The organism is Streptomyces sp. NPDC052701 (genome assembly GCF_040678355.1).
Lineage (GTDB): Bacteria > Actinomycetota > Actinomycetes > Streptomycetales > Streptomycetaceae > Streptomyces.
Genome location: NZ_JBFATO010000015.1, coordinates 130,494 through 149,908 on the forward strand (window position 1 = coordinate 130,494; position 19,415 = coordinate 149,908).

A 19,415-nucleotide genomic window follows, 5' to 3' on the forward strand; every position below is an offset into this window, starting at 1 on the left:
CATGGCCCCGGCACGCGTGCGCGCAGGCGCCCCGCGAGGCGAGTCCGTCCCGGCCGAGCGGTTCGCCCTGTTCGCCGAGTGCCTGCTCACCGGCGTCTGGATCGCGGTGGCCTGCCTCGGCGTGGTCACCTACCCGGCCGCCTTCGCCGCCGGCGCCCGGCACCTGCGCCGCCGCATCGCGCACGAGGGCGGCGGCCGGCGGGAGTTCGCGGCCGACTTCCGTGCGGCCGTGCGCGGCGGATGGCTCGCCGGGCTCGCCGGGTGGGCGGCGGCGGCCGTGGTCTGGGCCGACGTGCAGGCCGCGCGCGCCGGCATCCCGGGCGGGCCGCCGGCCGGGGCGGTCGGGCTGTTCGCGCTGATCGGGCTGGTGGTGGCCGGACTGCGCGCGGCGGCCGCCTGGACGCCGGGCGCCCGCTGGCGCGCACTGCTCGCCGAGGCGGGACGCCGGACCGTGCTCGACCCGGCCGGGTCCTTCCTGCTGGTCGGCGGGCTGGCCGTGGTCGCCCTGTCCGCCTGGTTCGTCGCGCCGCTGGCGGTTCCGGTGCTCGGGGCCGTCGCGGCGGCGGCCGTCGCCGTGGAGGAGCGTCACCGGCACCACTGACGGGCGGTGCCCCCGGACCCGGCCGGCGTCCCGGGCGCCGCGCCCCTTCCTGTCATGTCCCTGACTGGAAACTTCCCGTACCGAAAGGAAAGGCTGGTTCCCGATGTCTCCCATCCCCCGCAGGTCCCTCCTCAAGGCAGCCGCCGTCGCCGGAGCCGCCGCCCGGTCCACCCGGGTACCGGGGGCGCGGGCCGCCGGGGCCGCGCCCGGCGCCGAGCCCGCCGGCGCCGGCCCGGTGACCCTCGACTGGCTGGAGGACGGCGGTCTCGGCGCCGCCCCCGGCTCCACCGTCGGCGTCCCCTGGCCCAAGGGCGCCCACCGGGAGGACCGGACGTTCGCGCTGACGGACGCGGACGGCAAGGCCGTACCCGTGCAGTCCTGGCCGATCGCGTACTGGCCGGACGGCTCGCTCAAGTGGACCGCGCACGCGGTCGCCTCCGGCTCCGGCAGGCTGACGCTGACCAGCGGGTCCCCGGCCGCGCCGGAGAAGAAGGTCACCGTCGGCAGGAACGGCGGCACCATCGACGTCTCGACCGGCGTCATCACCGCGAGGATCGGCACGTCCGGCACCACGATCGTCGAGTCCGTCACCCGGGGCTCCACCGAGATCGCCAGGAACGGCCGGCTCGTCCTGCTGCGCCAGCCGGAGTCCGAGGACGGCGACCAGACCACGGTGCGGACCGAGCGCTTCGACGGCGCCGTCTCGAAGGTCGAGGTCGAGCAGGAGGGCCCGGTCCGCGCGGTCGTCCGCATCGACGGCAGACACCGCAGGGGCGGCCGGAGCCGGCTGCCGTTCTCGGTCCGCCTGTACTTCTACGCGGGCGCCGACTCCTTCCGCATGGTGCACACCGTCACCTACGACGGCACCCAGGAGCCCGGGAAGGCGAGCGGCGACTTCGTCCGCGGCCTCGGCGTCCGCTTCACCGTGCCGATGCGCGACGCGTCCTACGACCGGCACATCCGCATCGGCGGCGAGGGCACCGGCCTGCTGCGCGAGGCCGTCAAGGGCGTCACCGGACTGCGCCGCGACCCGGGCGCGGCCGTGCAGGCGGCGCAGTACGAGGGCAGGAAGCTGCCCGACCCGGCCACCTGGGACCAGCGGGTCACCACCCGCCTCGCGTACATCCCCGAGTGGGGCGACCACACCCTCTCCCAGCTCTCCGCCGACGGCTTCACGCTGCGCAAGCGCACCAAGAAGGGCCACGGCTGGATCGCCGCGGGCGGCGGCCGGCGCGCCTCCGGCTTCGGCTACGTCGGCGGGGCGAGCGGCGGCCTCTCCTTCGGCCTGCGCGACTTCTGGGAGAAGTTCCCCGCCCAGCTCGACATCCGGGGCGCCCACACCGACGAGGCCGAGGTCACCCTCTGGCTCTGGTCCCCCGAGGCACAGCCCATGGACCTGCGCTTCTACCACGACGGGCTCGGCCAGGACACCTTCCCCGAGCAGCTCGAAGGCCTCGACATCACCTACGAGGACTACGAGCCGGAGTTCGGCACCCCGTACGGCATCGCCCGCACCTGCGAACTGCTCTTCTGGGCCAACGCCACCACCCCGAGCGCCGGGACGCTCGCCGGGCAGGTGGCGGCCGTCCGCGTGCTCCCGCAGCTCGCCGCCCCGCCGAAGCAGCTGATCGAGGCGGGTGTCTTCGGCAAGGGCCTGTTCCGCGAACCGGACCGTTCCACCCCGGCCAAGGCGAGGATCGAGGACCACCTCGACTTCCTCTTCGCCTACTACAAGGACCAGGTGGAGACGCGCCGGTGGTACGGCTTCTGGGACTACGGCGACATCATGCACACCTACGACACCGTCCGGCACCAGTGGTGCTACGACGTCGGCGGCTACGCCTGGGACAACTCCGAGCTGTCGCCGGACCTGTGGCTCTGGTACGCGTACCTCAGAAGCGGCCGCGCGGACATCTTCCGCTTCGCCGAGGCCATGACCCGGCACACCGGCGAGGTCGACGTCTACCACCTGGGCGAGTGGGCCGGCCTCGGCACCCGGCACGGCGTGCAGCACTGGGCCGACAGCGCCAAGCAGCAGCGCATCGCCAACACCACCTACCGCCGCTGCTACTACTTCCTCACCGCCGACGAACGCGTCGGCGACCTCATGCACGCCAACGTCGACTCCGACGAGACGTTCCTCGTCCTCGACCCGATCCGCAAGATCCGCACCGAGCCGTACACGCCCGACCGGCACGCCCTGTCGATCGGCTTCGGCACGGACTGGAGCGGCCTGGTGTCGGCGTGGCTGACCGAGTGGGAGCGCAGGGGACCCAAGTGGGAGAAGGCACGCGCGCGTGCTGTCCACGATGGAGACCATCGCCGCCCAGCCCAACGGCTTCGTCCAGGGCAGCGGCCTGTACGACCTGGACACCGGGAGGTTCGCCGTCGCGGACGAGCCCGAGGTGGAGGTCTCGCACCTGTCGGCCGTCTTCGGCCTCAACGAGCTGTGCGCCGAGCTGATCGACCTCGTCGACATGCCGGGGTTCGAGGAGGCGTACCTCGACTACTGCCGCTACTTCAACGCCACCAAGGCCGAGCAGGCGGCCCGCTACGGCAGCGACTTCGGCTCCCTGCTCCTCTTCCAGGGCCACTCGCGCCTGGACGCGTACGCCGCCGTCCGGACCGGCGACGAGAAGCTGGCCGAGCGCGCCTGGGAGAAGTTCTACGACTCCGACGGCTACAAGGAGTCCGCCCCCTGGAGGACGGAGAGGCTCAGCGGTCCGCTCACGCTGGTGCCGGGCAGCGAGGCGCCGTGGGTCTCCACCAACGACACCTCGCTGTACGGCCTCGCCGCCATCGAGAACCTGGCACTGCTGGGCGACCGGATGCCGTAGCCGGATGGACACGGGGGCGGGCCGGGCAGACTCCGCACATGGACTGGAACCACTACCGATTCCGCAGTCTGTGGGCCCTGCCCGCGCCCGCCCCGGCCGTGTGCCGGGCGCTGCAACGGATCGAGGACTATCCCCGCTGGTGGCCGCAGGTGCGGGAGGTCACCCGGCTCGGCGGGACGAGCGGGACGATCCGGATCCGCTCCGTCCTCCCGTTCGACCTGACCTCGACGATGCGGGAGCGGCGCAGGGACCCGGCGGCGGGGGTGCTGGAGGTCGCCCTGTCCGGTGACATCGACGGCTGGGCGCGCTGGACGGTCACACCGCGGGGGTCCGGCAGCCTCGCCCGCTACGACCAGGAGGTCGACGTCCGCAAGCCGCTGCTGCGGCGGCTCGCCGTGCCCGGGCGGCCCCTCTTCCGGGCCAACCACGCGCTGATGATGCGGGCGGGGCGGCGCGGGCTGGCGGCCCACCTGCAAGCGGTTTGAAGGAAGCGCACCGGGACCTGTATTGTTCACTGCGTTCCCGGGCGATTAGCTCAGCGGGAGAGCGCTTCGTTCACACCGAAGAGGTCACTGGTTCGATCCCAGTATCGCCCACGCTGACGACGGCGGCCCGGCCTGCACAACGCGCAGGCCGGGCCGCCGTCGTCGTGTCCGCGCGGCCGCGCCGCGCACGGCGGGTCCACGTCACCCGCACCTCCTCCGGGCCGGTCCGCCGCCGGCGGACCGCTCTCCCGGCGTGCTCACGCCGCCGCCGGCACATCCGGGCGCAGCGGCCAGGCGGGGTCCACCGCCTCCTCCGTGCCACTGCGCGCGAACCAGGCCTGCAGCCCCCGGGCCTGCGCCGCGTGCCACACCGCCTGCAGGGTGTGCAGCTCGCCGGGGGAGAGGTGCTCCAGCCGGGACGCGAAGCGGCGCCCCACCGCCCGGGTGACCTCCAGCGCCGCCACGGCGTCGGCGGCCGCGTCGTGCGCGCCGTCCAGGGCGACGCCGTAGTGCGCGCACAGGTCGGTCAGCGTGCGGCGGCCCTTGCGGTAGCGGTCCAGGTGCTTGTCGAGGACCCGCGGGTCCAGCACGCGCAGCGGCGCCGACTCGAACCAGCGGCTCAGCGACGAGGCGCGGTGCCGCCGTAATTCCCTGTCCAGCAGCGTCAGATCGAACGGGGCGTTCATCACGACGACCGGCCGGCCGACGTGGGCCTGCTCGGCCAGCGCCTCCGCTATCTCGTACATCACCGGCGCCGGCCAGCGGCCGTTGCGCTGCAGGTGGTCCTCCGTCAGTCCGTGCACCTCCGTCGCCGTGGCCGGCACCGGCACCCCCGGGTTCACCAGCCAGCGGTTGACCCGCGGCCGGATGCCCGGGGCGTCCTGGACGACGACGGCGGCCGACACGATCCGGTCGGTCTCGACGTCCACGCCCGTGGTCTCCGTGTCGAAAGCGGCCAGCGGCCCTTCGTACCAGCACGTCATACCCACACAACCTCTCGGTCACCGTCGGCAGTCGACGCCCCGTCCGCTGCCCGATTCGGTGATACCCGGGCTGTTTGCGCCGTACGCCGGAAGGAGACAACAGGAGTACGGGTCGCCGCAGTTCAGCGATCCACAGCGGGGATTCACTTGTTCTGGAAGGCTGTTCGGCCATGGCCATCGCGCAGCCCGAACGGGGCGGGCTGCTGCCCGAGCGCACGGCTCCCTCCCGCGGCTCTCTCGCCACCACCGCCTGCATGGAGACCCTGCAGGTCGGCTATCTGCACGCCGTCGCCGCGGCCGCGGGCTGCTCGCTGTCCCAGCCCTTCCCCGACAACGGCATCGACTGGCACGTCAGCCACAGCGCACCCGGGCACACCGTGGACGACGAGGTCACGATCAAGGTGCAGCTCAAGGCGACCTACCAGGTCCCGCCGGACCCGCCGGGCCGCTCCTTCTCCTTCACGCTCGACAACGACCACCTGGTGAAACTCGCCCGCACCCCGGTCTCGGTGCACAAGATCCTCGTCGTGATGCTGGTGCCGCGCTCGCGGGACGACTGGCTGCGCGCCGGCCACGACCGGCTCGGCCTCAGGCACTGCTGCTACTGGACCAACCTCGCCGGGCACCCGGTCACGGGCCGGCGGCGCACCACCGTGCGGATACCGACCTCGGGCATCTTCGACGACCGGGCGCTGTGCGAGATCATGACGCGGGTCGGGACGGGAGGGAAACCGTGACGCACCGCCCGACCGAGGAGCGCCTGCGGCCCGTGCGGACCCACCCCGCCGACGCCGGCCGGGACATCCGGCCGCCCGGGCCCGGCGAGGTCGACCCGGCCGTGCTCGGCGCCCTGCTGCTCGGACACGGCTGGCGGCGGCGCGGCGGCGCCCCCGGACGCTACGGCCGCTGGACCCCGCCCGGGCCGGGCGGCGGCGGCACGAGCCTGCTGGTGCCCGAGAGCCGCGCCTTCCCCGACAGCGACGATCTGCTCGGCGAGGCCCTGCTCGCGCTGTCCCGCAGCGACGCCCCCTGCGCGCGCGAGGTGCTCCTGTCCCTGGCCGTGCCCAGCGACGAGATCCGCTGGTGGCGCGACGGGCCGGCCGGACCCGCGGGCGCCGTGTCCTGGACCGCGCAGGAGCAGCTGCGCGCCGCCGCCCGCGGGATGCTGCTCGCCGGCGCGCTCGCCACCCGCGCGCGGGCCGGCTACCACGGCGCCCGGCACCGGCGCGGTGCCGCCGCGTCCCTGGAGGACGTCCTGGTCGGCCCCGCCCCCGGCGGACGCTGCCTGACCGCGTTCGTGCCGGTCGCGACCGGCCGCCCGCTGGCCGTACGCCTCCACCAGGCCCTGTACGCCGCCCGCGAGGCCATCGACTACCGGCGGGCCACCGGCGGCATGGACGCCTTCGACGGGGCCGTCCGGGCGGGCGTCAGCCACGAGCTCACCGAGGCGATCGTCGCCCTCGTCCGGGGCACCGAGGGCGCGCGCGTCGCCGTCGGGTGGGCCCCGGCGGCAGGAGTCCCCGAGGGCTGCGCGGCCGGCGCCGAGCCCGTCGGGTTCTCGCCGGGCGACCTGCCCGTGCTGCGCGAGGCCGGCGTCCGCTACCGGCGCGCGGAGCCCTCCGTGCCCGTGCGGATCACGGGCGTGGTCGTCCGCATGCGCAGGCCGGGGCCGCGCGGGGAGGGCACCGTGCGGCTGCGGGTGCTCGCCGGGGCCGAGGTCCCGCACGTGAGGGCCACGCTGGACGAGGAGGCGTACCGCATCGCGGGGCACGCGCACCTCGTGGGGCTGCCGGTGCGGGTGCGGGGGCGGCTGGAGAGCCGGGGCGGCTTCCGGCGCCTGACCGGCGCCCGGGAGGTCGTGCCCGTGCAGGTCGACGACGCCGAGCGGGACCGGCTGATGAAGTCGCCGCAGGAGAACCTCGGCTTCTTCGAGGAGGCCTGCGGCACGGACGGCGGGGACCGGCCGCGAGGACCGGCCCCGGGCACCGGCCGCGGGGACTGATTTCGCGGTGGGCGCTCCCGGGTCGGTACGATCCTTACTCAGCGCGCGCTCCGGTATGGCGCCGCGACCCCACCTTCAGTCAGGAGAGACCGGTGTCAGACGTCCGTGTGATCATCCAACGCGATTCCGAGCGGGAAGAACGCGTGGTGACGACGGGCACTACGGCCGCCGAGCTCTTCGCCGGCGAGCGCTCGGTCGTCGCCGCGCGCGTGGGCGGCGAGCTCAAGGACCTCGCGTACGAGCTCGCCGACGGGGACGAGGTCGAAGGCGTCGAGATCTCCTCCGAGGACGGCCTGAACATCCTGCGCCACTCCACCGCGCACGTCATGGCGCAGGCCGTGCAGGAACTGTTCCCGGAGGCCAAGCTGGGCATCGGCCCGCCCGTCAAGGACGGCTTCTACTACGACTTCGACGTCGAGAAGCCGTTCACGCCCGAGGATCTCAAGGCCATCGAGAAGAAGATGCAGGAGATCCAGAAGCGGGGGCAGAAGTTCGCCCGCCGCGTGGTGACGGACGAGGCCGCCCGCGAGGAGCTGGCCGACGAGCCGTACAAGCTGGAGCTGATCGGCCTCAAGGGCTCCGCCTCCAGCGACGACGGCGCGGACGTCGAGGTCGGCGCCGGCGAGCTGACGATCTACGACAACCTGGACCCCAGGACCGGCGAGCTGTGCTGGAAGGACCTGTGCCGCGGTCCCCACCTGCCCTCCACCCGGCTCATCCCGGCGTTCAAGCTGATGCGCAACGCGGCCGCCTACTGGCGCGGCAGCGAGAAGAACCCCATGCTCCAGCGCATCTACGGCACCGCGTGGCCGTCCAAGGACGAGCTGAAGCAGTACCTGGACTTCCTCGCCGAGGCCGAGAAGCGCGACCACCGCAAGCTGGGCAGCGAGCTGGACCTGTTCTCCATCCCGGAGCAGATCGGCTCCGGCCTCGCCGTCTTCCACCCCAAGGGCGGCATCGTCCGCCGAGTCATGGAGGACTACTCGCGGCGCCGCCACGAGGAAGAGGGCTACGAGTTCGTCTACACCCCGCACGCCACGAAGGGGAAGCTCTTCGAGACCTCGGGCCACCTGGACTGGTACGCCGACGGCATGTACCCGCCCATGCAGCTCGACGAGGGCGTGGACTACTACCTCAAGCCCATGAACTGCCCGATGCACAACCTGATCTTCGACGCGCGCGGCCGGTCCTACCGCGAACTGCCGCTGCGCCTGTTCGAGTTCGGGACCGTGTACCGGTACGAGAAGTCGGGCGTCGTGCACGGTCTGACCCGGGCGCGCGGCTTCACCCAGGACGACGCGCACATCTACTGCACCCGCGAGCAGATGTCGGAGGAGCTCGACAAGACGCTCACCTTCGTCCTGAACCTGCTGCGCGACTACGGCCTGACCGACTTCTACCTGGAGCTGTCCACCAAGGACCCGGAGAAGTTCGTCGGCTCCGACGAGGCCTGGGAGGAGGCGACGGAGACCCTCCGCCAGGTCGCCGAGAAGCAGGGCCTCCCGCTCGTCCCCGACCCGGGCGGCGCCGCCTTCTACGGCCCGAAGATCTCCGTGCAGGCCAAGGACGCCATCGGCCGCACCTGGCAGATGTCGACGATCCAGCTCGACTTCAACCTGCCGGAGCGCTTCGACCTGGAGTACACGGCCGCCGACGGCTCCAAGCAGCGCCCGGTCATGATCCACCGCGCGCTGTTCGGCTCCATCGAGCGCTTCTTCGCCGTGCTGCTGGAGCACTACGCGGGCGCTTTCCCGGCGTGGCTCGCGCCCGTCCAGGCGATCGGCATCCCGATCGGCGACGCGCACGTCGGGTACCTGGAGAGGTTCGCGGCGGCCGCGAGGAAGAAGGGCCTGCGCGTCGAGGTCGACTCCTCCTCCGACCGCATGCAGAAGAAGATCCGCAACGCCCAGAAGCAGAAGGTGCCCTTCATGGTCATCGCGGGCGACGAGGACATGGCGAACAACGCCGTCTCCTTCCGCTACCGCGACGGCTCCCAGGAGAACGGCATCCCCTTCGAGGAGGCCATCGCGAAGATCGCGAAGGTCGTCGAGGAGCGCACACAGGTCTGACCGCACGGCGTGTCCCGGCCGCGTCGCACCGCGTTCCGGGCCGCGCAAAGGCCCCCGGGCAGATCCCGGGGGCCTTTGCCGCACCCCCCGAACGAAGCCATATGCTGCACTGCATGACGAGTGAGCCGGAGCAGCAGCTGGGAGTGGGGACGCAGGACGCGTTCCAGCGACTGTGGACGCCCCACCGGATGGCCTACATCCAGGGCGAGAACAAGCCGACCGGCCCCGGGGCCGACGACGGCTGTCCCTTCTGCTCGATCCCGGCCAAGTCCGACGAGGACGGACTGGTCGTCAGGCGCGGTGAGCAGGTCTACGCGGTGCTCAACCTGTACCCGTACAACGGCGGTCACCTGATGACCGTGCCGTACCGGCACGTCGCCGACTACACCGACCTCACGGCGGGGGAGACCGCCGAGCTCGCCGAGCTCACCAAGCAGGCGATGACGGCGCTGCGCACCGCCTCCGGCGCCCACGGCTTCAACATCGGGATGAACCAGGGCTCGGTGGCCGGCGCGGGCATCGCGGCCCACCTGCACCAGCACATCGTCCCGCGCTGGGGCGGCGACACGAACTTCATGCCGGTGGTCGGCCACACCAAGGTGCTGCCGCAGCTGCTGGCCGACACGCGGAAGATGCTGGCGGAGGCCTGGCCGACGGGCTGATGCCGGGCGGGCCGGCGGTGACCGGCCCCGCCCGGCGACCGGCTCCGCCCGGCGACCGGTCCGTCCGGTGACCGGCTCGTCCGGTGACCGGCTCGTCCGGCGACCGAGGACGAGGCCGTCCAGGCCGGCGGGTCCGCGGGGCGAACCCCCGCGGACCGTCACCTCGCGTGCCCCCGCGCAGCCGCCCCGCTCGCCGCGGGCCTACGCGTCGTAGGCGTCGGCCTTCCGCGGCGACACGTCTTGCACCGCCCCGCTGAGCGCCGAGGACCGGGAGCCGAACTTCTCCACGTCCACGCCGTTCTCCTTGAGCACCTTCAGCGCCGCCGCGTGCACCACGCGCAGCACGGGCGTGGCCGCGCGCAGCGCGTCGTCCGCCATGAAGCGGTGGCGCCAGGGCTGGTCGGCCCACGCGTGCCGCAGACCGAACGGCTCGGGGAGCGTCAGGCTGCCGCCCAGCCAGTTCAGCAGCGGCGGGTACCAGGTCAGCGGGGCGCGCGCGGCGAGCCGTACCACCTCGTCGGCGTCGATCAGCGGCAGCTTCACCTTGCGGGTCTCCCAGAACCGGAACGCCTTGGCGACCTCCTTCTCCTTGGCCGCGGGCTTCTCGTTGAACAGGGGGTTGACCGGCCCCAGGGCGTGGCCGGTGACCTCGATGCGCAGCGTCTCGTGCAGCACCGTCACGGTGATCAGCATGGTGATCACCAGGTGGCCGTCCCAGAGCGTCCACTGCACGCCGAGGTAGTGCCGGTCCCCGCTGCCGAACTGCTGCTTGTTGCAGATGTCCTGTATGGCGTGCGTCTTGACCGTGTACACGTCGACGTCGGTGCCGCTCGGCCGGGTCACCTCCTTGGCGTTCTCGCCGATCGGCGTGACGATCCAGTGCGTGATCGACGGCTTGGGGAAGCCGCCGGTGTTGATGGGGGTGCGTTCGAGCATGGCCAGCCCGCCCTGGATCGCGACCACGACGTCCCAGCTGCGGAACGGGTGGAAGTCCTTGCCCGGCTCGGCGGAGACCAGCTCCTCGGCCAGCTGCCAGCTGCCCCACCGCGTGCCCATGCCCAGTATTCCCTTGGGGCCGGCGTAGAAGACCGAGTTGGACCGCTGCTCGGCACCGAGCCGGGCCAGCTCCTTGCGCACCTGCTCGGCCGCGTCGCCGGGGCTGCCCGGCACGGCCTCGGGGATCTTGGCGCCGACACCGCCGCCCGACAGCAGGCCCGACCAGCGCTCCCGCAGGTCGTGGGCGGTGCGTTCGCAGATCTGCTTGGCCCAGAACCAGCCGACGACCGGCATGACGACGGCCGCGCGTCCGTACCACGCCCAGAAACCCGTGAACGGCATGCGGACCAGGAAGAGCACCGCGAGCGCGCCCACGGCGACCAGCAGGGTCGTGGCCAGGGCACCGGCGCGCTTGTCCGTGCGCCTGGTCATGGTGGTGCGCAGCGTGAACACCAGCAGCCACACCAGGAAGCCCGGCAGGAAGAGCACCCCGCACAGCACCGTCACCGCCGTGAGCCAGTTGTCCCGTTCACGGCGGATGCGGTGGGCCGCCAGGCAGTGCTCCACGACAACCTGCGGCTCGATGCCGAAGGACTGGATCACCGGTTTGCGCCCGGCGCCCAGCATGCGGTCGATCACCGCGCGGGAGAAGGCCTCGCCGAATCTGGGCCGGAAGATCCTCGCCCAGGGACGCGGCGGGGTCACCTTCGACTGGTGCCACTCGTTGTCGGCCTCCAGGATCTTGGTCACCTCGTCGTCCCGGTACGCGGCGGCGGCCAGGGCGTGGGTCGCAGCCGTCTGTCCCGCCGAACCGGACAGGGGCACCTGGGCCCCTGGACTGAAATCGAATCCGTCCGTCACTGCCGCCCCCATTGCCGCCGCACCTGCTTTGCGGCCTTCCCGACTTCCGCGCTCCGCACACCTGTTGACCAGTTCTTCAGCGTATCCGCAGGAGCCGTCCCGTGTCGGCGGACGGCCGAGGTCGCCCGCCGACACGGGAAAAAGCGTTCCTCACAAGTGAGTCGAGTGGGGCGTCAGGCCAACTACGAGGCGGCCCGGACCGCTTCACGGACCCGTTCGGCGACCTGGGGCGGCATCGGCTCGTGCCGCACGTACCGGCGGCTGAAGCGCGCCGTGCCGTGCGACAGCGACCGCAGGTCGACGGCGTACCGGCCGATCTCGATCTCGGGCACCTCGGCCCGGACCAGGGTCCGCCCGCCGCCGGGCACCTGCTCGGTGCCCAGCACCCGGCCGCGCCGGCCCGACAGGTCGCTCATCACGGCGCCCACGTAGTCGTCGCCGACGAGCACGCCCACCTCGGCCACCGGTTCCAGCAGGTGGATCCTCGCGTCGGCCGCGGCCTCCCGCAGCGCCAGCGCGCCGGCCGTCTGGAACGCGGCGTCGGAGGAGTCCACCGAGTGCGCCTTGCCGTCCAGCAGCGTGACGCGCACGTCGACCAGCGGATGACCGGCGGCGACCCCCCTGGCGGCCTGGGCGCGCACGCCCTTCTCGACCGACGGGATGAACTGCCGCGGCACCGCGCCGCCGACCACCTTGTCCACGAACTCGATGCCCGAGCCGCCCGGCAGCGGCTCCACCTCGATCTCGCAGATCGCGAACTGCCCGTGCCCGCCGGACTGCTTGACGTGCCGTCCGCGCCCGGCCGCCTTCGTCGCGAACGTCTCACGCAGGGAGACCCGGTGGGGGACCACGTCGACCTGGACGCCGTAGCGGGTGCGCAGCCGCTCCAGGGCGACGTCCGCGTGCGCCTCGCCCAGGCACCACAGGACCACCTGATGGGTGTCCTGGTTCTGCTCCAGCCGCATCGTGGGGTCTTCCGCGACCAGCCGGGCCAGCCCCTGGGAGAGCTTGTCCTCGTCGGGCTTGCTGTGCGCCCGGATGGCCAGCGGCAGCAGCGGGTCGGGCATCTCCCACGGCTCCATGAGCAGCGGGTCGTCCTTGGCGGAGAGCGTGTCCCCGGTCTCGGCGCGGCTCAGCTTGGCCACGCACGCCAGATCGCCCGCGATGACGTGCGGCACGGGGCGCTGCTGCTTGCCGAACGGTGCCGACAGGGCGCCGATCCGCTCGTCGACGTCGTGGTCCTCGTGCCCGCGGTCGGCCAGCCCGTGCCCGGAGACGTGCACCGTCTGGTCGGCGCGCAGGGTGCCGGAGAAGACGCGCACGAGCGAGAGCCGCCCGACGTACGGGTCGGAGGCGGTCTTCACGACCTCCGCGACCAGCGGCGCGTCGGGGTCGCAGACCGCCTTCAGCTCGCGCGGCCTGCCGTCGGGCGTGGTCACCCGCAGCGGCTCGCGCTCCAGCGGTGTCGGGAAACCGCGGGTGATCAGCTCCAGCAGCTCCACCGTGCCGAGCCCCTGGCGGGCGCCCTCGGCGGCGGGGGCGGCGGCCAGGACGGGGAAGAAGACCCCGCGGGCCACGGCCCGCTCCAGGTCCTCGATCAGCGTCTTGACGTCGACCTGCTCACCGCCGAGGTAGCGGTCCATGAGGGTCTCGTCCTCGCTCTCCGAGATGATCCCCTCGATCAGCCGGTTGCGGGCCTCCTCGATCAGCGGCAGCTCCTCCTCGCCGGGCTCGGACTCCTTGCGCTCCCCGGTCGAGTAGTCGAACAGCTTCTGCGACAGCAGCCCGATCAGCCCGGTCACGGGCGCGTGCCCGTCGGGCGCCTGCGGGCCGTGCAGCGGCAGGTACAGCGGGAGCACGGCGTCGGGGTCGTCCGCGCCGAAGGCCTGCGCGCAGATCCGCGTCATCTCCCCGAAGTCCGCCCGCGCGGCCTCCAGGTGCGTGACGACGATCGCCCGGGGCATGCCGACGGCCGCGCACTCGTCCCACACCATGCGGGTCGAGCCGTCCACGCCGTCGGAGGCCGAGACGACGAAGAGGGCCGCGTCCGCCGCGCGCAGACCGGCCCTGAGCTCCCCGACGAAGTCGGCGTATCCGGGGGTGTCCAACAGATTGATCTTGATGCCGTCCCAGGTGACGGGCACCAGGGAGAGCTGTACGGAGCGTTGCTGCCGGTGCTCGATCTCGTCGTGGTCGGAGACGGTGCCGCCGTCCTCCACACGGCCCGCCCGGTTGATCGCTCCCGCCGTGAGGGCGAGAGCCTCCACCAGAGTCGTCTTGCCCGACCCGGAGTGGCCGACCAGCACCACATTCCGTACGGACTGGGGGTGGTCGGCCGCCTGTGCCCTGCCGGCGGCTCCGGGGTGGGTCTGCGTCTTGTCGCCCATGGTCCTGCCTCCCGTGCACGGTGAGGTCACTGTGGGCGCGGACACGCGGGGGCCGCGTGCTGGGCGGCTCCGGCGACGCCCGCGGTTGATTCGAGCTTTCCACTCCCGTCACGACGCGTCCATACGAACGGCGCGACCGTGCCCGCGGGCCCCGCGGGCGGTCCGGCCCGGCCGCCGCCGGTCCCGTACGGCCGGCCCGGCCGGATGTACGGGCGCCCGGGCGTCGCACCCGCGCGTGCGTGGCTACGATGAGGTCAGGAAGTTGCCCAGCGCGGAACCCGCGGTCGCACCCGCGCGTGCGTGGCTACGATGGGCCAGCCGGTGGCCAGCAGGGGCCGCACGGCGACACCGACCCTCGGGAAGGCCATGCTGAACAAGTACGCGCGTGCATTCTTCACGCGTGTCCTCACACCGTTCGCCGCGTTTCTCATCCGGCGGGGCGTCAGCCCCGACACGGTCACGCTCATCGGCACCGCCGGTGTGGTCGCGGGCGCGCTGGTCTTCTACCCCCGGGGCGAGTTCTTCTGGGGCACGGTCGTGATCACGCTGTTCGTGTTCTCCGACCTCGTCGACGGCAACATGGCCCGCCAGCTGGGCCGCTCCAGCCGCTGGGGCGCCTTCCTCGACTCCACGCTCGACCGCGTCGCCGACGGCGCGATCTTCGGCGGCTTCGCCCTGTGGTACGCGGGCGGCGGGGACGACGACGTCCTGTGCGCCGTGTCGATCTTCTGCCTGGCCAGCGGCCAGGTGGTGTCGTACACCAAGGCACGCGGCGAGTCGATCGGCCTGCCGGTCGCCGTCAACGGGCTCGTCGAGCGGGCCGAGCGGCTGGTGGTCTCGCTGGTCGCGGCCGGCCTCGCGGGCCTGCACGCGTTCGGTGTGCCCGGCGTCCGGCACCTGTTGCCGGTCGCGCTGTGGATCGTCGCCGTCGGCAGCCTGGTCACGCTGATCCAGCGGGTGGTCACGGTCCGCCGGGAGTCCGCGGAGGCCGAGGCCGCAGCCGCCCGGCCGGAGGCGCAGGGGAGGGAAACGGCGAAGTGAGCGCCCAGGAGCGCCTGACCGACGCGCTGTACGGCCTCGGCTGGAGCGGCGTCAAGAAGCTTCCCGAGCCGGCCGCCGTACGGCTCGGGCGGACCATCGCCGACCTCGCCTGGAAGCAGCGTGGCGAGGGCGTGCGGCGACTGGAGAGCAACTACGCGCGCGTGGTGCCCGGCGCGAGCCCCGAGCGGCTCGCCGAGCTCTCCCGCGCGGGCATGCGGTCCTACCTGCGCTACTGGATGGAGTCCTTCCGGCTCCCGGCCTGGAGCGCCGGGCGCATCACGGCCGGCTTCGACCTCAAGGGCCTGCACCACCTCACCGAGGGCCTGGCCGCCGGCAGGGGCGTGGTCGCCGCCCTGCCGCACCTGGCCAACTGGGACCTGGCCGGCGCCTGGGTCACCACGAAGCTGGGCATCCCGCTCACGACGGTCGCCGAACGCCTGAAGCCCGAGACGCTCTACGACCGGTTCGTCGCCTACCGCGAGGGACTCGGCATGGAGGTCCTGCCGCACAGCGGCGCCGTCTTCGGCATCCTGGCCCGGCGGCTGCGCGCCGGCGGCCTGGTCTGCCTGGTCGCCGACCGCGACCTGTCCTCCTCCGGCGTCGAGGTCGAGTTCTTCGGCGACACGGCCCGCATGCCGGCCGGCCCCGCCCTGCTCGCCCAGCAGACCGGTGCGGTGCTGCTTCCGGTGACGCTCTGGTACGACGACTCGCCCGTCATGAAGGGCCGCATCCACCCGCCGGTCGAGGTGCCCGGGTCGGGTACGCGCGCCGAGAAGACGTCCGTCATGACACAGGCGCTGGCCGACGTCTTCGCCACCGGGATCGCCGACCATCCGGAGGACTGGCACATGCTGCAGCGCCTGTGGCTCGCCGACCTCGGGGCCCGCCCGGCGCACGGGGAGCAGCCGTGAGGATCGGCATCGTCTGCCCGTACTCCTGGGACGTACCGGGCGGCGTCCAGTTCCACATCCGCGACCTCGCCGAGTGCTTCATCCGGCTCGGCCACGAGGTGTCCGTCCTGGCCCCGGCCGACGACGACACCCCGCTGCCGCCGTACGTCGTCTCGGCCGGACGCGCGGTGCCGGTGCCGTACAACGGCTCGGTGGCCCGGCTGAACTTCGGCTTCCTGTCGGCGGCCCGGGTACGGCGCTGGCTGCACGAGGGCGCGTTCGACGTCATCCACATCCACGAACCGGCCTCGCCCTCGCTCGGCCTGCTGGCCTGCTGGGCCGCCCGGGGACCGATCGTCGCCACCTTCCACACGTCCAATCCGCGCTCCCGCGCCATGATCGCCGCCTACGCCATCCTCCAGGCCGCCCTGGAGAAGATCAGCGCGCGGATCGCGGTCAGCGAGTACGCCCGGCGCACGCTCGTGGAGCACCTCGGCGGGGACGCGGTGGTGATCCCGAACGGCGTCGACGTCGACTTCTTCGCCGGGGCCGAGCCCAGGCCGGAGTGGCAGGGCGACACGATCGGCTTCATAGGGCGCATCGACGAGCCCCGCAAGGGCCTGCCGGTGCTGATGCGGGCCCTGCCGAGGATCCTCGCCGCGCGCCCGCGGACCCGGCTGCTGGTGGCCGGGCGCGGTGACGAGAAGGAGGCCGTGGAGAACCTGCCCGCACAGCTGCGCTCCCGCGTGGAGTTCCTCGGCATGATCAGCGACGAGGACAAGGCCCGCCTCCTGCGCAGCATCGACCTGTACGTCGCGCCCAACACCGGCGGCGAGAGCTTCGGCATCATCCTGGTGGAGGCCATGTCCGCGGGCGCCCCGGTGCTCGCCTCCGACCTGGACGCCTTCGCCCAGGTCCTCGACAAGGGGGCGGCGGGGGAGCTGTTCCCCAACGAGGACGCGGACGCGCTGGCGGAGGCGGCCGTGAAGCTGCTGGAGGACCCGGCACGGCGCGCCGAGCTGCGGGAGCGGGGCAGCGCCCACGTCCGGCGCTTCGACTGGTCGACCGTCGCGGCCGACATCATGTCCGTCTACGAGACCGTGACCGCCGGCGCGGCGGCCGTGGCCGCGGACGAGCGGACGACGGGCCTGTGGTCGCGGTTCGGGCTGGCGCGGGACTGACCGGGAGGAGGTCTCCGGCCGGCCCGGGCCCCGCCGGCCCGGCCGGCGCCTGACGCCGGGGCCGTTCAGGCCGACGGCGGGGGTCCGGGGACGGCAGCCTCCCGGCGGTGGCGGGGCGGGGACGGCGGCCCCCCGGCAACGCTCCCCCGCACGGTCCCCGGCAGCGCCCCCGCACGGTCCCCGGCTGTCCCGGCCGAGCGCCCCGGTAGCCTTGCCGTCCGTGACCGCAACCCTCGTCTGGATCCTCGTCGCCCTGGTGGCGATCGGCCTCTACCTGAGCTGGACGGCCGGCCGGCTGGACCGGCTGCACGCCCGGATCGACGCCGCGCGCGCCGCCCTCGACGCCCAGTTGCTGCGCCGGGCCTCCGTGGCCCAGGAACTGGCCACCTCGGGGGTGCTCGACCCGGCCGCGTCCATCGTCCTCTACGAGGCCGCGCACGCGGCCCGGCAGGCCGAGGAGGAGCAGCGGGAGGTCGCCGAGAGCGAGCTGAGCCAGGCGCTGCGGGCCGTGTTCGCGGAAGCGGCGCAGGTGGAGGCGGTCCGGGTGGCGCCCGGGGGAGAGGAGGCCGCCGGGGAGCTGACCGAGGCGGTCCGCAGGGTGCCGATGGCCCGGCGCTTCCACAACGACGCCGTACGGGCCGCCCGGGCGCTGCGCCGGCACCGCAAGGTGCGCTGGTTCCGGCTGGCGGGCCACGCGCCGTTCCCGATGGCCTTCGAGATGGACGACGAGCCCCCCGCCGCACTGGTGGACCGGGCCTCCTAGCAGGCGTTTCCCGGTCCAAGGCCGGAAAAGGATCCACCGGCTCGCCATTGGCCCTTGCTGTGGACTGGTCCGCTCGCGTTTCCTCGGTGCTGCAGGAAACCCTCTTTCACTTCAGTGAGGTCAACCCGTGTCCATCACCGAGAACCAGGCTCCCGAGACCGGCACCGCGCGCGTGAAGCGCGGCATGGCCGAGCAGCTCAAGGGCGGCGTGATCATGGACGTCGTCACCCCGGAGCAGGCGAAGATCGCCGAGGACGCGGGCGCCGTCGCCGTCATGGCCCTGGAGCGGGTCCCGGCCGACATCCGCAAGGACGGCGGCGTGGCCCGCATGTCCGACCCCGACATGATCGAGGGCATCATCGACGCGGTCTCCATCCCCGTGATGGCCAAGTCGCGCATCGGTCACTTCGTCGAGGCCCAGGTGCTGCAGTCCCTCGGCGTCGACTACATCGACGAGTCCGAGGTCCTCACCCCTGCAGACGAGGTCAACCACTCCGACAAGTGGGCCTTCACCACCCCCTTCGTCTGCGGCGCCACCAACCTGGGCGAGGCCCTGCGCCGCATCGCCGAGGGCGCCGCGATGATCCGCTCCAAGGGCGAGGCCGGCACCGGCAACGTCGTCGAGGCCGTCCGCCACCTGCGCCAGATCAAGAACGACATCGCCCGCCTGCGCGGCCTGGACAACCACGAGCTGTACGCCGCCGCCAAGGAGCTGCGCGCCCCGTACGAGCTCGTCAAGGAGGTCGCCGAGCTCGGCAAGCTCCCGGTCGTGCTGTTCTCCGCCGGCGGTGTCGCCACCCCGGCCGACGCGGCCCTGATGCGCCAGCTCGGCGCCGAGGGCGTCTTCGTCGGCTCCGGCATCTTCAAGTCCGGCGACCCGGCCAAGCGTGCCGCCGCCATCGTCAAGGCCACCACCTTCTACGACGACCCCAAGATCATCGCGGACGCGTCCCGCAACCTCGGCGAGGCCATGGTCGGCATCAACTGCGACACCCTCCCCGAGACGGAGCGCTACGCCAACCGCGGCTGGTAGTCCACCCATGACCGAAGCACCTGTCATAGGCGTCCTGGCCCTCCAGGGCGACGTACGGGAGCACCTCGTCGCCCTGGCCGCGGCCGACGCCGTGGCCAGGCCGGTGCGGCGCCCCGGGGAACTCGCCGAGGTCGACGGCCTGGTCCTGCCGGGCGGCGAGTCCACCACCATCTCCAAGCTGGCCGTCCTGTTCGACCTGATGGAGCCCCTGCGGGCACGCGTGCGGGACGGCATGCCCGTCTACGGCACCTGCGCCGGCATGATCATGCTCGCCGACAAGATCCTCGACCCGCGCTCGGGCCAGGAGACCGTCGGCGGCATCGACATGATCGTGCGCCGCAACGCCTTCGGGCGGCAGAACGAGTCCTTCGAGGCCGCTCTCGACGTCAAGGGCATCGCGGGCGATCCCGTGGAGGGCGTCTTCATCCGCGCCCCCTGGGTGGAGTCCGTCGGCGCCGGGGCGGAGGTGCTCGCCGAGCACGACGGCCACATCGTCGCGGTCCGCCAGGGCAACGCGCTGGCCACGTCGTTCCACCCGGAACTGACCGGCGACCACCGGGTGCACGCCCTGTTCGTCGACATGGTGCGCGCCAAGGCGGCGGCCGAGTCCTTGTAGGATCTCTG

At 72.9% G+C, this 19,415-nt stretch carries 15 protein-coding genes, 1 tRNA gene and 1 pseudogene; 14 read left to right on the top strand and 3 right to left on the bottom strand.

Annotation, left to right across the window (positions count from 1 at the left end):
- Window position 1: 1 nt before the first annotated feature.
- The 4 genes and pseudogenes from AB0L29_RS19290 (at window position 2) to AB0L29_RS19305 (ending at window position 4,034) form a co-directional block, all read left to right on the top strand.
- Window positions 2–601 carry a hypothetical protein gene (locus tag AB0L29_RS19290; RefSeq protein ID WP_365828618.1) on the top strand — a complete coding sequence of 200 codons (600 nt, stop codon included), beginning with the start codon at window positions 2–4 and terminating at the stop codon, window positions 599–601.
- 103 nt (window positions 602–704) lie between these two features.
- Window positions 705–3,438 (top strand): annotated as a pseudogene (locus tag AB0L29_RS19295) (Tat pathway signal sequence domain protein).
- Window positions 3,439–3,476: 38 nt separating this feature from the next.
- Window positions 3,477–3,923 (top strand): SRPBCC family protein, encoded by a 447-nt coding sequence (locus tag AB0L29_RS19300; protein WP_365828620.1) that lies wholly within the window; start codon window positions 3,477–3,479, stop codon window positions 3,921–3,923.
- Window positions 3,924–3,962: 39 nt separating this feature from the next.
- Window positions 3,963–4,034: transfer RNA gene (locus AB0L29_RS19305), tRNA-Val, on the top strand.
- Between the two features lie 146 nt (window positions 4,035–4,180).
- Here the strand turns inward: AB0L29_RS19305 and AB0L29_RS19310 are convergent.
- Entirely contained in the window at window positions 4,181–4,906 is a 726-nt protein-coding gene (locus AB0L29_RS19310; protein WP_365828622.1) for a 3'-5' exonuclease, read from the bottom strand.
- 170 nt (window positions 4,907–5,076) lie between these two features.
- Between AB0L29_RS19310 and AB0L29_RS19315 the strand changes: the two genes are divergently transcribed.
- The 4 genes from AB0L29_RS19315 to AB0L29_RS19330 all read left to right on the top strand — a co-directional run bounded on the left by AB0L29_RS19315 (window position 5,077) and on the right by AB0L29_RS19330 (window position 9,639).
- Window positions 5,077–5,643 carry a DUF4365 domain-containing protein gene (locus AB0L29_RS19315; RefSeq protein ID WP_365828623.1) on the top strand — a complete coding sequence of 189 codons (567 nt, stop codon included), beginning with the start codon at window positions 5,077–5,079 and terminating at the stop codon, window positions 5,641–5,643.
- Window positions 5,640–6,908 carry a hypothetical protein gene (locus AB0L29_RS19320; protein ID WP_365828625.1) on the top strand — a complete coding sequence of 423 codons (1,269 nt, stop codon included), beginning with the start codon at window positions 5,640–5,642 and terminating at the stop codon, window positions 6,906–6,908. Before AB0L29_RS19315 ends, AB0L29_RS19320 begins: the two co-directional genes overlap by 4 nt.
- A 92-nt stretch (window positions 6,909–7,000) precedes the next feature.
- Window positions 7,001–8,977: a threonine--tRNA ligase gene (gene thrS / locus AB0L29_RS19325; RefSeq protein WP_365828627.1), complete on the top strand. Its 1,977-nt coding sequence runs from the start codon at window positions 7,001–7,003 to the stop codon at window positions 8,975–8,977.
- 101 nt (window positions 8,978–9,078) lie between these two features.
- Complete coding sequence (locus AB0L29_RS19330) at window positions 9,079–9,639, top strand: HIT domain-containing protein (protein WP_365828629.1); 561 nt, start codon at window positions 9,079–9,081, stop codon at window positions 9,637–9,639.
- Window positions 9,640–9,840: 201 nt separating this feature from the next.
- Here the strand turns inward: AB0L29_RS19330 and AB0L29_RS19335 are convergent, their stop codons facing one another.
- The gene (locus tag AB0L29_RS19335; RefSeq protein ID WP_365828631.1) at window positions 9,841–11,508 is read right to left on the bottom strand and encodes a hypothetical protein; all 1,668 of its coding nucleotides are present in this window, start codon (window positions 11,506–11,508) and stop codon (window positions 9,841–9,843) included.
- Between the two features lie 170 nt (window positions 11,509–11,678).
- Window positions 11,679–13,883 carry an elongation factor G-like protein EF-G2 gene (locus tag AB0L29_RS19340; protein WP_365828633.1) on the bottom strand — a complete coding sequence of 735 codons (2,205 nt, stop codon included), beginning with the start codon at window positions 13,881–13,883 and terminating at the stop codon, window positions 11,679–11,681.
- Window positions 13,884–14,192: 309 nt separating this feature from the next.
- On the opposite strand from AB0L29_RS19340, the gene pgsA reads away from it, so the two are divergent.
- From pgsA to pdxT, 6 genes are all read left to right on the top strand, one after another.
- On the top strand, window positions 14,193–14,924 hold the full coding sequence (gene pgsA, locus AB0L29_RS19345) for a phosphatidylinositol phosphate synthase (protein WP_365828715.1): 732 nt from the start codon (window positions 14,193–14,195) through the stop codon (window positions 14,922–14,924).
- Window positions 14,921–15,835 carry a phosphatidylinositol mannoside acyltransferase gene (locus tag AB0L29_RS19350; RefSeq protein ID WP_365828635.1) on the top strand — a complete coding sequence of 305 codons (915 nt, stop codon included), beginning with the start codon at window positions 14,921–14,923 and terminating at the stop codon, window positions 15,833–15,835. The genes pgsA and AB0L29_RS19350 overlap by 4 nt, the downstream gene beginning before the upstream one ends.
- Complete coding sequence (locus tag AB0L29_RS19355) at window positions 15,832–16,995, top strand: glycosyltransferase family 4 protein (protein ID WP_365828637.1); 1,164 nt, start codon at window positions 15,832–15,834, stop codon at window positions 16,993–16,995. The genes AB0L29_RS19350 and AB0L29_RS19355 overlap by 4 nt, the downstream gene beginning before the upstream one ends.
- 220 nt (window positions 16,996–17,215) lie before the next feature.
- Window positions 17,216–17,758, top strand: coding sequence for a hypothetical protein (locus AB0L29_RS19360; protein ID WP_365828639.1), 543 nt, complete (start codon window positions 17,216–17,218; stop codon window positions 17,756–17,758).
- 127 nt (window positions 17,759–17,885) lie between these two features.
- Window positions 17,886–18,791 (top strand): pyridoxal 5'-phosphate synthase lyase subunit PdxS, encoded by a 906-nt coding sequence (gene pdxS, locus AB0L29_RS19365; RefSeq protein ID WP_365828641.1) that lies wholly within the window; start codon window positions 17,886–17,888, stop codon window positions 18,789–18,791.
- A 7-nt stretch (window positions 18,792–18,798) separates the two neighbouring features.
- A complete protein-coding gene (gene pdxT / locus AB0L29_RS19370; RefSeq protein WP_365828643.1) occupies window positions 18,799–19,407 on the top strand; it encodes a pyridoxal 5'-phosphate synthase glutaminase subunit PdxT in 609 nt (202 codons plus the stop codon).
- Window positions 19,408–19,415: the final 8 nt, after the last annotated feature.

Coding starts and splice junctions, on each gene's coding strand:
- AB0L29_RS19340 (WP_365828633.1), bottom strand. CDS start 13,883: ATGGGCGACAAGACGCAGACCCACCCCGGAGCCGCCGGCAGGGCACAG.
- AB0L29_RS19290 (WP_365828618.1), top strand. CDS start 2: ATGGCCCCGGCACGCGTGCGCGCAGGCGCCCCGCGAGGCGAGTCCGTC.
- AB0L29_RS19315 (WP_365828623.1), top strand. CDS start 5,077: ATGGCCATCGCGCAGCCCGAACGGGGCGGGCTGCTGCCCGAGCGCACG.
- AB0L29_RS19330 (WP_365828629.1), top strand. CDS start 9,079: ATGCTGCACTGCATGACGAGTGAGCCGGAGCAGCAGCTGGGAGTGGGG.
- AB0L29_RS19310 (WP_365828622.1), bottom strand. CDS start 4,906: ATGACGTGCTGGTACGAAGGGCCGCTGGCCGCTTTCGACACGGAGACC.
- pdxT (WP_365828643.1), top strand. CDS start 18,799: ATGACCGAAGCACCTGTCATAGGCGTCCTGGCCCTCCAGGGCGACGTA.
- AB0L29_RS19300 (WP_365828620.1), top strand. CDS start 3,477: ATGGACTGGAACCACTACCGATTCCGCAGTCTGTGGGCCCTGCCCGCG.
- AB0L29_RS19335 (WP_365828631.1), bottom strand. CDS start 11,508: ATGGGGGCGGCAGTGACGGACGGATTCGATTTCAGTCCAGGGGCCCAG.
- pgsA (WP_365828715.1), top strand. CDS start 14,193: ATGGGCCAGCCGGTGGCCAGCAGGGGCCGCACGGCGACACCGACCCTC.